Raw genomic sequence first — 12,902 nt, forward strand, 5'->3', positions numbered from 1 at the left:
CGAGAACCGCGAAATCTTCACGCTGTCACCGGATATTTTCCTGCCTAGCAGCCTTTTTAGGTGCAATATCACACCGTTAAAAAATATGGCACTTCGAGGATTTTTTACTTTATTGCGCTAGCGCTTCTCAGGACACTAGCACCGTCCTATGCTTATGACCCGAGCAAGGCGAAACCACGCGCGGAGCGGCACGCAAGGCGCGCCTGTCCACTTTCGCCAAAGGCGCCTGCGTGGCTACTGAAATAACTCGGGTCGTAAGGCATAGACAAGTGTGAATTACCAGCGGTAGTGAGCGAAGGCGCGGTTGGCCTCTGCCATCTTGTGGGTGTCTTCACGGCGCTTCACGGAAGCACCAAGGCCGTTGGAGGCATCCAAGATCTCGTTCGCTAGGCGATCGATCATGGTGTTCTCACGACGCTGACGGGTGAAGGTGACCAACCAACGCAGAGCCAGGGTGTTGGCGCGCTCAGGGCGAACCTCAACTGGAACCTGGTAGGTAGCGCCACCCACACGGCGGGAGCGAACCTCAAGGTCAGGGCGGATGTTGCCCAGAGCCTTTTCGAGGGTACCTACGGGATCAGTACCGGTCTTCTCACGGCAAGCCTCAAGAGCGCCGTAGACGATACGCTCTGCAACGGACTTCTTACCGTCCTGCAGAACCTTGTTAACGAGCATGGTTACCTGCTCGGAGTTGTATACCGGGTCCTTGACTACAGGACGCTTTGGAGCAGCATTCTTACGCATTGTTTATTACTGTCCCTTCTTTGCGCCGTAGCGGGAACGAGCCTGCTTACGGTCTTTGACGCCCTGGGTATCCAGTGCGCCACGGATGATCTTGTAACGTACACCAGGAAGGTCTTTCACACGACCGCCGCGAACGAGCACCATGGAGTGCTCCTGGAGGTTGTGGCCCTCACCTGGGATGTAGGCGGAAACCTCAATACCGGAGGTAAGGCGCACACGAGCAACCTTACGCAGAGCGGAGTTAGGCTTCTTAGGAGTGGTGGTGTACACGCGGGTGCACACGCCACGACGCTGAGGCGAACCCTTCAGTGCCGCAGTGGCAACCTTGGTGCGCTTATCATGGCGGCCCTTACGGACCAGCTGCTGAATAGTTGGCATGAACCGTCTTTCTATCTTTTGACAATTGGCTTCTCAACCCCTTGGGGGTTTAGAACTCCCAGAGTTGATGACAGATATCTGTTTATTGGTATCTTTGTGCCCGTGCACCACGCGTAGATAACTCCGGCTAGTTAGGTTCCCTATACATACGAAAATAGGGGCTCTTTTCCGGGGCCACGACCGTGATGCTTTGAACTTTGAAGAACTAACTAAAAGCGAAAGTTCCGACTTCCCGCTCCCCAAGTGCCAGGCACCTGCTTGACGGACAAAATTCAAGGCTCCCAAATAAAATATGGGACTATCCACCAACGATAGTCCCACGAGAAACAATAATCAAATCGCCCCGCGCGGCCGGCTTCCTAGCTAGGACCGCAGGGCACCCGCTAGGCCAGCAAGGTTCCCTGTCGCGCCGGCAGGACGGCCCTAGCCCCGCCGGGAAGGTGCCCGCTAGGCCAATAGGGGCACCGCGAGGGTTCCCGCAGCCAGGGCGGCGGGAAACACCAGAAGCACCGCCGCTGGAGGCAAACCCGGTTGCTCGCGCAACAACGGCGCGCGGTAGTGCAGGAAGATGACCCCAAAAGCCGGCGCCAGGCCAAAGGTAGCGCCGATGAGTGCCGCGGACATCATCATGGTGTTCTCCCGGCCCTTGAGGTAGTAGAACACCACAAACATCAGAATCACGATTACCCCGGGGAAAAAGCCGGCAAAGCGAGAACCCACCGCACCCAGGACGGCCCACGCCAGCGCCGCAATAATCACCGCAACAACCGCAATCTTCCCCGCCGCCGCCCCCGACTCCACCCCTGGCCCGGTCCCTGGCCCCGCCCCTGACTGCGCCCCAGTACCGGCGCGGCGCGCAGCCACGAAGATCACAAAGCACAACAGGAAGGACCAGGCGAAGGTCTGCGAGGCGAAATCGAAGAGAGTGCCGGTGCGCAGGAAGTCATAGGCTAATTCCGTAAGCACGCACAGCCCTAGGGTGGCCCAAAAGATAGTGGGCGTTGGACCGCGGGTTTCCAACAGCACCAGGAAGCAGAAAGCCAAGATTGGGTACGCAGCCCAGCTGAGCACCTCAAAGATAATCACCAGGCTCAAGTCCCCAAAGCTGGCCTGACTGGTATCTGGAATACGCCCACGCTCAACCACCAGGCTGATCACGTGAAATACCAGGAAAACCCCCGCTATTGCCAGAAGTTTAGCTAGTGTAAGGCCGCGCCCGGCCTGAGTATTTGCCATAATAACCCGCCATCTTAATAGCGTCAGGGCGCCAACCGGGAACAAGTCCCCGCGGTGGCGCCCTGACGGTGTTGTTGTTAGTTTCCCAGGACTCCCGGATTGCCCTGTGCCCTGTGCCCCAGTGTGCCCCTAACCCTTGACGGAGCCAGCCATGGACTCCTGGTAGTAGCGCTGCATGATGATAAACAGGATGACAATCGGGATGGACACGCACACCGCACCGGCGGCAAAGCGTGCAAACCAATCATGGATGTACTCCTTTTCCAACATCTTCCACAGCCCCAAAGCCACGGTGTAGTTATCCTGCGTGCGGGCGATTGCCTTAGCCAACACGAAGTCCAGCCACGGGGTCAAGAAACCAATGATGGCTTGGTAAACAATCATGGGTTTAGCAATGGGCAAAATAACCATGTAAAACACCTGCCAACGGGAGCAACCATCCAGATAGGCGGCCTCATCCAAAGACTTGGGAATGGTGTCCATGTAGCCCTTCATGATGTAAAAGCCCATGCCGCTACCGGCGGAATAGACAATAATCAGGGCCACATTGGTCCAGGAACCGCCGGTAAGGCCCATGGCTTTCAAGATGAAGTAGATGGCAACCACGGCCATAATTCCGGGGAACATACCCAGCGTCAACGCCATGTTCATGTAGACCTTCCGGAACCTAAAGCGCATACGCGAAAGGCTGAACGACACTATGAGCACGAAGAATACCGAGATGAACATGGTGCAGATAGCAATGATCAGCGTGTTCATAAACATCCGCGGGAAGTCCAGCACCGTGCGTTCGGTGAACAGCGCTATGTAATTATCAAACGTGTATTCCGTGGGGAAGAACGTTGCCGAATACGGCGCGGTGTTTTTGTTGAAGGAGTTGGCCACAATCCAGACGATTGGAGACACCCAGATGATGGACAGCGTGCCCAGCAACAAATAGCTCAAGATATCAGCTACCCGCCGCTTGGAGCGTTGGTCGCTTACCTTGGATTCAGCGCGGGAAGCACGCGCAGTGGAGTCAAAAGGCTTACTCACTGGAAACCCTCCTCGTTACGGTAGGAGCCGGAGCGGCGGTAGGTAATCAGCGCCACCGTGGACAAAACAATGAAGGTCAAGATGCCAATAACGGCACCGATATTGTAGTCGCCCTTGTCCACTGTGAGCTTGTACAACCAGGTAATCAGAAGGTCCGTCTTACCTGCGGAGGCGCCCACCGGGGTGGGGTCACCGCCCGAAAGCAGATAGATGACGTTGAAGTTATTGACGTTAGCGGTAAAGGTGGTGATCAAGTACGGCGTCATCACAAACAACATGTACGGCATGGTCACGCTGCGGAAGGTCTGCCACCAGCTAGCGCCGTCCAGGCGCGCGGCCTCGTAGAGCTCACCCGGGATATTCTGCAAAATGCCGGTGACCTGCATGATGGTGTAAGGAATACCAATCCACAGGTTGATGATGATGACGGTTACGCGCGCCCACGTGGTGTCGGTAAAGAAGGGCAGCGCGCTATCAATCAGACCGTAGTCCATCAACAGCCGGTTGATGGCGCCCTGGGGCTGCAACATAGAGCGCAGCACAAGCAAGGACACGAACTGCGGCACCGCCACGGATAGGGAGAAGATAGCCCGCCAGAACGCCTTGCCACGGGTTGTCTTGCGGTTGATGACCATGGCCAGGAACATGCCCAGGAAGTAGTTCAAGAACGTGGCAAAGAAAGCCCAGACCAAGGTCCACGCCAAGACGCCCAGGAAGAGGTTGAAGTTGACCTCGCCGCCGTCATTGCTAAAGACAGTGGCAAAGTTATCCAAGCCCACCCATTTGAAGTTTTGGGAGTTCTTCGAATCAAAGCTGGTAAACGCCATGGAGATCATAAAGATCAGCGGCAGGACGGTAAACACCAAGATGCCGGCGGTAGGCAGCGTCATAAAGAGGATGGGGGCGTCGGTGTTCAGCAGCGCCTTAAGGTCAGCGCCAAAGCTCCGGGCGTGGCCATGGTTTTCCACCTGCACCTGAGCCTTGAAGGCACTGCGCAGGGCAATGGTGGCAAACCACAGGAACACTAGGACCGCGACCACGGCCACAATCCCGTCCAGCAGGACCACAATGGAAGTCTCCGCTGTGACGTAGGTCCAAAAGCCGTCTACCTTGACGCGCGTTTGGCCACCCTCGCCTCCCAGCTCGGGCAAGGCGGTGATCTTTTGCAGACCCTTGGTGAAAAGGAAAAATAAACTAACTATCTCGATGGTGAGGAGCATCACGCCTTTGATGAATTGCTTCCGGGCTAGGTTACCCAGACCAAAGACGAATAGTGACAACTTGGTGAACAGGTCACCGTCGCTCCACGCTTGCCCAATTTTAAACTCGGCTTCTTGGCCGCGGTGTTTCATTGGTGGTTCTCCTTGTGAAGGACTTGGGGTGCAGGACTTGAGATGCACGATGTGCGGATTTCGCTGACGCGGGATAAGAGGATAAGGGTTTGGTAGAAAAAGCCCCGAAGTCTCCGGTGAAAATCAGAGCGCTTCGGGGCTAGTAATGGAGCCTTTGCTAGCTACCAACTACTTTCTGAGAAAACCTACAGCTCTATTTGTAAGCGGAGAACCAAGCCTTGGTCTTCTCAACTGCGTTTTCCTTGGTTACCTCACCGTTAACCAGGGCCTTACCAAAGTTTTCTGCTGGCTCCCAGAAATCGCTCATAGCCTTGAAGGTTGGCTGCAAGATGGAGGCGTTGGCAACCGTGTCAAACAGAGCCACCGCTACTGGGTCAGAGGAAATATCCGCGTCATCAGCCAGGGTCTTGTCAGAAGGAATGACGCCGTTGAGCTCAAAGTGAGACTTCTGGGATTCACTGGAGGCCAGGAACTGGGCAAACTTAGCTGCCGCAACCTGGTGCTCAGAGTTAGGGTTGTACGCCACGGCCTTGGAGCCGGAGAAGGCCTTCATCTGAACCTCTTCACCGTCTAGGTTGTAGACCGGCGGGGCCGCAACTGCGTAATCATCACCCAAGGCTTCCTTGGCAGCCTTGGCGTCCCAAGCACCGGAGAACACAACGTCCACGGAGCCGTTAGCCAAGCCGCCTAGACCGGAGCCGTCAGCGTCATCAATGAAATTGGGGTTAGCTGCGACGTCAGCCAGGTACTTGGTGACTGCGTCCGCCTTAGCGCCAGGTTCAATTCCGGCGGATTCATCAAGGCCGTCAGCACCAAAGAACTCGGTGCCGGCACCGGCGTAGAAAGAGGAGATGTACCAGGAGTTAGACAGAGGGAAGGACACCTTGGCCTTTTCCAGCATGGTGTCAAAGCTCTTGACGTCTTCCTCAGAAAGCTTGGACTTGTTGTAGTACATGAACCAGGTGTTTGGCTCGTAAGGCAGGCCGTAGACTTCCCCGTCCGTGCCGGTAACGGAGTCAATCAGTGGCTGCTCAGCCTGTTGCTGAATCTGTTCCTTACCTTCGTCGGAGAGCGCACCAATGGCGTTGGCGTCCTTCAGGGCCCCTAGCTGGTCATTGGCAAACAGGTACACGTCCGCAGCGGCGGATGGGTCTTGAGTGACGGTGATACCCGCATCAGCGGGGGAAACCACGGAGTTTTTCCACGTGATATCCATGTCCGGGTTGGCCTCTTCGAACGCCTTTTCCTGAGTCTGCAGCCAGGCGCTGTCATCGGTCTGCTCTTCCTGGGAGGTCCAGACCGTTAAGGTTACGGCCCCGTCAGCTCCGCCAGCGGAGCTGGAGGATTCATCACCGGAGCACGCCACCAGACTGGATGAGCCCAGAACAACAGCGAGCACTGCTGCAAAGGCCTTACGAGTGTTCATCACTGTACAAACACCACTTTCTTATAGAAGATTGTTCCCAATCAAGCGTTCTTGAAAGAGATTGCGGAAATATATTGGGCTTATACCAAGAGCTGAGGAGAAGTGTGTACTTTTCCTACCAACCTTTATAGAAGCTCACTACAGATATCTAAACACAGTCATTAAACCCAACAAAGACTGCCAACTGTGCCCGAAGCCACAAAAAGGCCGTTTACCTTTAGTTAACCTCAGCGATGACCGCAGGCAATGAAAAATATCACAAAATTTGCCACTAAATACCCCAATCACGCCCAAAAACCCGCCCTCCAACGCCCCTAGACGGGGGGAAGATCCGATCTTTCCTCACCGCCCGCAACAAGAAGCCCGGGGCGCGTGCGCCCTCCCAGCCCCGCGCCTGCCGCCGCCCGCACCTGAGACGACGCTCCCCCACCTACCGGCCCGGCGCCGCCGCCTCCGGTTGTTAGACTTGACGGCTATGGACAAAGCACAATGGCTCGAACGTGCCACCTTCTATCAGATATACCCACAATCTTTTTATGACTCCAACGGTGACGGCATAGGTGACCTGGACGGAATTACCGCCAAACTCCCCTACCTCAAAAACCTGGGCATAGAAGGCATATGGCTCAATCCCATCTTTGACTCCCCGTTTTTGGACGCGGGCTACGATGTCCGCGACTACTACACCATTGCCACCAGGTACGGTGACCAAGAAAGCCTCCAGCGGCTGGTACACGCCTGCCACTCCCACGGAATCCGGCTACTTTTGGACCTGGTACCAGGTCACAGCAGTGACCAAAACCCATGGTTCCAGCAGTCCCAGCAACCGGACACAAACAGCCACTCGGACCGCTATATCTGGACCGATAGCTGGTTTGGTGACGCCGATGGCCTGTCCTTTGTGGCAGGGGTGGCCCCACGCGATGGTTGCTACGTGGTGAACTTCTTTCATTCCCAACCCGCCCTCAACTACGGTTTCGGGCAGCCCCGGCGCGCCTGGCAACACACCCCCGCCGCCGCCGGACCCCGGGCCAACCGCGCCCAGATGGTTGACATCATCCGCTTTTGGCTCTCCCAAGGAGTTGACGGCTTCCGCGTGGATATGGCCGACTCATTGGTCAAACGTGATCCGGGCAAGCAGGAAACCATCAAGACTTGGCAGGACATCCTAGGGCAAGTCCGCACTGAATTCCCAGACGCCATCTTCGTCTCTGAGTGGGGAAACCCAGACCAGGCCCTGGCTGCAGGCTTTGACATGGATTTCTATCTGGATTGGCCGGGCAACGGATATAACCAATTGGTGCGGGGCCCGGAACCGTTCTTCGCGGCGGCATCGGCCCGCAGCGCAGCTGACTTCGCGGCGCAATATCTACCGCACTACCGCGCCAGCACGGAGTTTTCCGGCGGGCATTTTTCCCTCATCTCCGGCAACCATGACTGCACCCGCCTTGCCCACCATCTAAACCCCACTGAACGCCCCCTCTTCTTCCTGTTCCTCCTAACCATGCCCGGTGTGCCGTTCATCTACTACGGTGATGAAATTGGCATGACGTGGCACGACCTCCCCACGCTGGAAGGCGGGTACACCCGCACGGGCTCACGAACGCCCATGCAATGGTCCGCCGGCCCCCAATCCGGGTTCAGCGCCGCCACTGACACCTACCTTCCCGCCTTTGCAGACACCAGCGTGGCCGCACAGGAAGGCGACCCGCAATCGCTACTCCACTTCGTACGCGAACTCATCGCGCTGCGGCGCGAGCTGCCCGAGCTGCACGCCTCTGCGGCCTTCGAGATGTGCTTGGATGACAACCACCCGCGGGTGCTGCGCTACCGGCGCGGCGAGCTGGAAGTCATCATCAACTGCTCCACCCGGGACATCGAGGTCCAGGCAGCCCAGGTTCTATTTGCTACCGGGCAAGTCCACGATCCGGGGCTGGGCGCGGAGTCCGCGGGGTCCTCCCCGGCGCAGCCGGACTCCGGTTCCACGCGGGCTTTCCGGGTGGCACCGCTCAGCGGTGCCGTCCTCCGGCACTAGCTCACCGCGGGCCGGCGCCCGGTTTCCTAGCCCAGATACTCCAGCACCGTGGCCTCAAGCGGGGCCACGACAAACTCAAAGTCCAACCTGATGGTCTCCGGGTCATGGAACACCGTGCGGTTATTGACATGGACGCGGTAGTTTCCCGCCTCCACGGGGTGCGCCCAGTGGCTCTTGTCCCCGTTGATGAGCACTAGGGCGTGCCGGTTGGGGCCAAAAGCGTTCTGTACGCGGAAGCTCAGCCGCTGCCCCTGGGCAAAAACCACCTCGCGCGGCCAACCGGCCTCCCTGGTCCACGGGTACTTCTTGCGCAGGACATTGAGGTTGCCCACCAGCGCGACCTCATAATCAAATCGCTGCGCGCGGTCATAATCGAAGGCGTTGATACTATCGGGGCTGTTATAGGAGTTTTCCTCCCCCTTCTTTGTCCGCAGGAACTCCTGCCCGGCGTGGAGGAAAAGGATTCCCGGGGTGAAATATTGGGTAAAGGTAGCCAGCGTGTGTCGCTTGGAAATCTCCGCGATGGTGGCGCGGCGCAGGCCCTTGGTCCCCCGCAACTTATCAAACATGGTCCAGTTGTCATGGGCCTCGTTGTAGATGACCGACTGGGAGGGATTAGGCGGGTTCATGGCGTTGTGCAGACGGTTAGCGTCCAAAGACTTGGAACCAGATACAAACCCCGGGTTAGACAAGAGGAAGTTATCTCCCTTGAGGCTGTCGCGGTAGTAGTCGTTGAACATGGCTATCCCGGGCATCAGCGCGGCGTTACCCTGATGCGCCCCCTGAACGCCCCCGGGATGGTTGCCCATCTCCCAGCCTTCCCCGATTACCACAATCCCCGGATCAATAGCGTCCAGCGCTTGCCGCACAGCGTTCATGGTTTCCACATCATGGATCCCCATCAGGTCAAAGCGGAACCCGTCAAGACCAAAGGTGGTGGCCCAGTACACCACGGAGTCAACAATGAATTTACGCATCATGGACTTCTCCGAAGCGGTTTCATTGCCGCAACCAGTGGCGTTGTGTAAGCGCCCACGTGAATCCGTGCGGAAGAAGTAGCCCGGGACAGTATTTTCAAAGCAGTGGCTGGCGGCGTCATACACGTGGTTGTACACCACGTCCATCACCACGCGCAGCCCCCGGGAGTGCAAGGCATCCACCAAAGCCTTGAACTCCCTAATGCGGGCGGCCGGGTCTGAGGGATCGGTGGAATAGGAACCTTCTGGGGCGTTGTAGTTTACCGGGTCATAACCCCAGTTGTACTGCGCATCAAAGCTCAAATCCCCAGTCTCATCCACACTGCCAAAGTCATAGACGGGCAGGAGCTGAACGTGGGTGCAACCCAAGTTGGCCAGGTAGTCCAGCCCGGAGAGGTTTCCCTTATCCGTGCGCGTGCCCGGCTCAGTAAGACCCAGGAACTTACCCTTGTTGCTAATTCCGTTGTTGGCGGAAATGGTCAAGTCACGAACGTGGGCCTCGTAGATAATCGCGTCAGTTGGCGGACCAAAGCTAGGCATGCGCTCTGCTGGACCAATCACCCGGTCAATCCCTATAACCACGCCGCAACGCCCGTTGGCGGTGACGCTTCGAGCATAAGGATCCACCGCGGTGGTTGTACGGCCATCCGAGAAGGTGAGCTGGTAAGTGTATTCAGCCAGGTGCATATCACCTTCTACGGAAGTCTCCCACTGGCCCTCCCCGCCTTTTACTAGCGGGTACTTCTTGCCTGCCAGTTGCAGGATAACCTCTTGCGCGGTGGGCGCCCACAAGCGAAAGGTAGTGGCTTCGGGGGTGTAGATGGCTCCAAGTTCACCGTCGAAATGGGGATAAGACATGGGCGGAAAAAGCTCTCCTTTTAGAAAAATATGGGGGTCAGAAAATCTGTCCAGAAGGCGCAACAATTCACAGGCTATAGCCCGCGCCCACCGGTAGACAACATGGTGAAACTAGCGGATGGATCCACCAACCTTAATTATCAAGAAAATCCAGGTCATCTGCCAGTCCACCGTCTAGATCACTTTCTTCACTGTTCGGGTGGACAATGAGAACCTTTTCATCCCGGTGACTGGGCAGCACCTTGTGATAGTAGGAGGTGGCAGCCTCCTCGATTGGTACGGCACGGGCGTTTTCTTGGCTGAGGAAATACCGGTGGTCCAGGATCTCGTGGAAAATCTGCGGAGGCTCAAGCTTATCAATCAGCTCCGGCGGGATGGCCTGCACCGTGGGCAAGTATTCCTCGTTATACCACGCACGGGCAGCCTGCTGGATGGGCAAATCCGCCTGGTAATGCCGGATTTCAGACAGGAAACGGCGGGCTTGTTGTTCTTCAACATCCATCCCCAACAAGCTCACAATAAGGTTGCGATGATGGCCCGCGTCTACAATCTTGGGCTTGGCCGTAATCATCCCCGAAGCCCCGGAGGACAACCGCAGCTCCCCAATATCAAACCCCATCTCCGCCAGCTTTTCCACCCGCTCCTTAACCCGCCAGTACTCCGCCGCCGGAACCTCAAACTCCTCCGTCAGCTGCGCCCACAGATCCACGTAGTAGGTTTCAATGGAGTTGCCCAGCGCAATCGGGTCTATTTCCGGGTCCAGAGTCCCGCCTGAAGACAAATCCATCAACTCCCCAATGACGTTAACGCGGGCAATTTCCACGTCATACAAACGGCGGTTCCGGGAAAGCTCCGGCTGGAATTCACCCGTCTCCGCGTCCACTAGGTAGGCAGAAAAAGTATCCGCATCCCGCCTAAACAGCGTATTGGACAAGGAAACATCCCCCCAATAAAAGTTGAGAAGATGCAGCCTCACCAGCAAGATAGCCAGTGCGCGGATGAGCTTGTCCGCCATGGCAGGCTCCAGCTTCTGGGAGAAAATTTCCCGGTACGGCAGGGAGAACCTCAGATGCTCGGTTACCAGCGCGGCCGTGAGGACCTCCCACTCCGGGGACCGGCGCCCCGTAATCACCGCGATGGGGGTCACGGCCGGCGCTTTGACCCGGCGCAGCTCACGCAACATAGCGTATTCGTGGTGCGCGGTCTTGCGGCCAATCTCCTTAATAGCCGCGATGATCCCGCCCGTGGGGGACATCGTGGCAAAGTCAGTGCCAGTTGCGTCCCCCAGATGCACAAACCTCACCACGTGCCGGGAAATACCCCGCGGCAGCCTGACCACCACGTCATCCCCCCACTTATCCAAGGGCGTAGACCAAGGCAACGGCAAAAGACTAGGCGCGTAGGCGCTACCGTCTATATTCATGGAGTTTGTCATGGCGTGATCCGACCTTTCCTTGTCCAACAGCATCCAACAGCTGAACTTCTCTTCCCCTTTGGGCAGTAACGCAAAGCGCTGCCCCAAAGGGGTTTTCTCCTAGCTTGCCCGCGTAGCGCGCAACTTCCAAACCCCCTCCTTACACGCCACAGCCGGCCTGTGGCGGGTTACACCACAAGCCGGCAGGGCCTTAAAAGGGAGGAGCCAAAGGCGTGAGCCAACGTGGCCCCGGGCAGAATAACCAGACGGGCAGTTGGCAGTATGCCACCCTAGCCAGGCACAGTTAAGGCAGGCGGAGCCCGGACTTAGCCGCAAAGTTGTGCTGGCCTTCGGGCTTGACGCGGACGTGGATGGTGGTGCCACGGTCCGGGGCCACGTTCGGGGCGGCGCGGATAACCAGCGGTTTGTTCTCCGCGCCCTCAATATTGCCGTAGAGGAAGGAGTCCGAACCCAGCTCCTCCACGAACTCAAGGGTCACTGGGATGGTGTCACCGGCGGAGGCGTCAACAAGCTCCAGCGCCTCCGGGCGGAAGCCAATGGTAATGCGCCCCTCATCTTCAGCGGAGACAGCAGCCAGCGTTTCAGGAGCCACCGGGATACGAGCTTGGCCGATGGTTGCCACATCACCTTCCAGCTTGCAATCAAGAATGTTCATGGCGGGGGAACCAATAAAGCCCGCAACAAAGACGTTGGCTGGGTTGTCGTAGAGCTCACGTGGCGTACCCACCTGCTGCAGGAAGCCGCCGTTAAGCACGGCAATACGGTCGCCCATAGTCAGCGCCTCAGTCTGGTCGTGCGTAACGTAGAGGGTGGTAACCCCCAGCTTGCGCTGCAGGGCAGCAATCTGGGTACGGGTTTGCACACGCAATTTAGCATCCAGGTTAGACAGAGGCTCATCCATCAGGAATACCTGCGGGTTCCGCACGATGGCGCGGCCCATAGCCACGCGCTGGCGCTGACCACCAGACAGGGCCTTCGGTTTACGCTCCAGGAACTCGGTAAGGTCCAGGGTGCGCGCAGCCTCTTCCACACGGCGGTTGATTTCCGCCTTGTCCATCCCGGCAATCTTTAGAGCAAAGCCCATGTTTTCCCGAACGCTCATGTGCGGGTAGAGCGCGTAGTTCTGGAACACCATGGCAATGTCGCGTTCTTTGGGAGCGGCCGTGGTGACGTCGCGGTCACCGATGTAGATATTTCCCTCCGTGACATCCTCCAGGCCAGCAAGCATACGCAGGGTAGTGGATTTACCACAGCCGGAAGGACCAACCAGAACCAGGAATTCGCCGTCCGCGATCTCAAGGTCAAACTTGTTGACTGTGGGCGCTTTCGCGCCGGGGTAGGTCAGGGAAACTTGATCAAAAGTTACTGATGCCATGATGGCTTCCTTTCATCGGCAGGTACGTGCCGAACGATCCGAGTGAAGAAG

The 12,902-nt window shown here is 57.4% G+C and carries 10 protein-coding genes; 1 reads left to right on the forward strand and 9 read right to left on the reverse strand.

The genetic code is table 11. The annotated features are described in order from the left end of the window. Positions 1–276: 276 nt before the first annotated feature. The 6 genes from rpsG to F4V58_RS10085 form a co-directional block, all read right to left on the reverse strand. Entirely contained in the window at positions 277–744 is a 468-nt protein-coding gene (gene rpsG / locus F4V58_RS10060) for a 30S ribosomal protein S7 (RefSeq protein WP_075735649.1), read from the reverse strand. Between the two features lie 6 nt (positions 745–750). Further along, on the reverse strand, positions 751–1,122 hold the full coding sequence (gene rpsL, locus F4V58_RS10065) for a 30S ribosomal protein S12 (RefSeq protein WP_018017465.1): 372 nt from the start codon (positions 1,120–1,122) through the stop codon (positions 751–753). A gap of 447 nt (positions 1,123–1,569) precedes the next feature. Beyond that, positions 1,570–2,358, reverse strand: coding sequence for a hypothetical protein (locus F4V58_RS10070; protein WP_075735651.1), 789 nt, complete (start codon positions 2,356–2,358; stop codon positions 1,570–1,572). A 129-nt stretch (positions 2,359–2,487) separates the two neighbouring features. Then, the gene (locus F4V58_RS10075; RefSeq protein ID WP_425429762.1) at positions 2,488–3,306 is read right to left on the reverse strand and encodes a sugar ABC transporter permease; all 819 of its coding nucleotides are present in this window, start codon (positions 3,304–3,306) and stop codon (positions 2,488–2,490) included. 83 nt (positions 3,307–3,389) lie between these two features. Next, positions 3,390–4,745 (reverse strand): carbohydrate ABC transporter permease, encoded by a 1,356-nt coding sequence (locus tag F4V58_RS10080; RefSeq protein ID WP_075735655.1) that lies wholly within the window; start codon positions 4,743–4,745, stop codon positions 3,390–3,392. Positions 4,746–4,938: 193 nt separating this feature from the next. Next, positions 4,939–6,171, reverse strand: coding sequence for an extracellular solute-binding protein (locus F4V58_RS10085; protein ID WP_075735657.1), 1,233 nt, complete (start codon positions 6,169–6,171; stop codon positions 4,939–4,941). A 475-nt stretch (positions 6,172–6,646) separates the two neighbouring features. On the opposite strand from F4V58_RS10085, the gene F4V58_RS10090 reads away from it, so the two are divergent. Continuing rightward, entirely contained in the window at positions 6,647–8,206 is a 1,560-nt protein-coding gene (locus F4V58_RS10090; protein ID WP_075735659.1) for an alpha-amylase family glycosyl hydrolase, read from the forward strand. A 26-nt stretch (positions 8,207–8,232) separates the two neighbouring features. Here the strand turns inward: F4V58_RS10090 and pulA are convergent, their stop codons facing one another. The 3 genes from pulA to F4V58_RS10105 form a co-directional block, all read right to left on the reverse strand. Continuing rightward, positions 8,233–10,041 (reverse strand): type I pullulanase, encoded by a 1,809-nt coding sequence (gene pulA / locus F4V58_RS10095; RefSeq protein ID WP_075735661.1) that lies wholly within the window; start codon positions 10,039–10,041, stop codon positions 8,233–8,235. A gap of 133 nt (positions 10,042–10,174) precedes the next feature. Beyond that, positions 10,175–11,476, reverse strand: coding sequence for a DUF4032 domain-containing protein (locus F4V58_RS10100; RefSeq protein ID WP_075736695.1), 1,302 nt, complete (start codon positions 11,474–11,476; stop codon positions 10,175–10,177). A gap of 283 nt (positions 11,477–11,759) precedes the next feature. Continuing rightward, positions 11,760–12,851 (reverse strand): ABC transporter ATP-binding protein, encoded by a 1,092-nt coding sequence (locus F4V58_RS10105; protein ID WP_075735663.1) that lies wholly within the window; start codon positions 12,849–12,851, stop codon positions 11,760–11,762. Positions 12,852–12,902 lie beyond the last annotated feature (51 nt).

It is taken from the genome of Corynebacterium phocae, from assembly GCF_008693075.1.
Taxonomy (GTDB): Bacteria; Actinomycetota; Actinomycetes; order Mycobacteriales; family Mycobacteriaceae; genus Corynebacterium; species Corynebacterium phocae.

Bases quoted from the DNA above. Each gene is read 5' to 3' on its own strand.
- rpsG (WP_075735649.1), bottom strand. From the start codon at position 744: ATGCGTAAGAATGCTGCTCCAAAGCGTCCTGTAGTCAAGGACCCGGTA.
- rpsL (WP_018017465.1), bottom strand. From the start codon at position 1,122: ATGCCAACTATTCAGCAGCTGGTCCGTAAGGGCCGCCATGATAAGCGC.
- F4V58_RS10070 (WP_075735651.1), bottom strand. From the start codon at position 2,358: ATGGCAAATACTCAGGCCGGGCGCGGCCTTACACTAGCTAAACTTCTG.
- F4V58_RS10080 (WP_075735655.1), bottom strand. From the start codon at position 4,745: ATGAAACACCGCGGCCAAGAAGCCGAGTTTAAAATTGGGCAAGCGTGG.
- F4V58_RS10085 (WP_075735657.1), bottom strand. From the start codon at position 6,171: ATGAACACTCGTAAGGCCTTTGCAGCAGTGCTCGCTGTTGTTCTGGGC.
- F4V58_RS10090 (WP_075735659.1), top strand. From the start codon at position 6,647: ATGGACAAAGCACAATGGCTCGAACGTGCCACCTTCTATCAGATATAC.
- pulA (WP_075735661.1), bottom strand. From the start codon at position 10,041: ATGTCTTATCCCCATTTCGACGGTGAACTTGGAGCCATCTACACCCCC.
- F4V58_RS10100 (WP_075736695.1), bottom strand. From the start codon at position 11,476: ATGACAAACTCCATGAATATAGACGGTAGCGCCTACGCGCCTAGTCTT.
- F4V58_RS10105 (WP_075735663.1), bottom strand. From the start codon at position 12,851: ATGGCATCAGTAACTTTTGATCAAGTTTCCCTGACCTACCCCGGCGCG.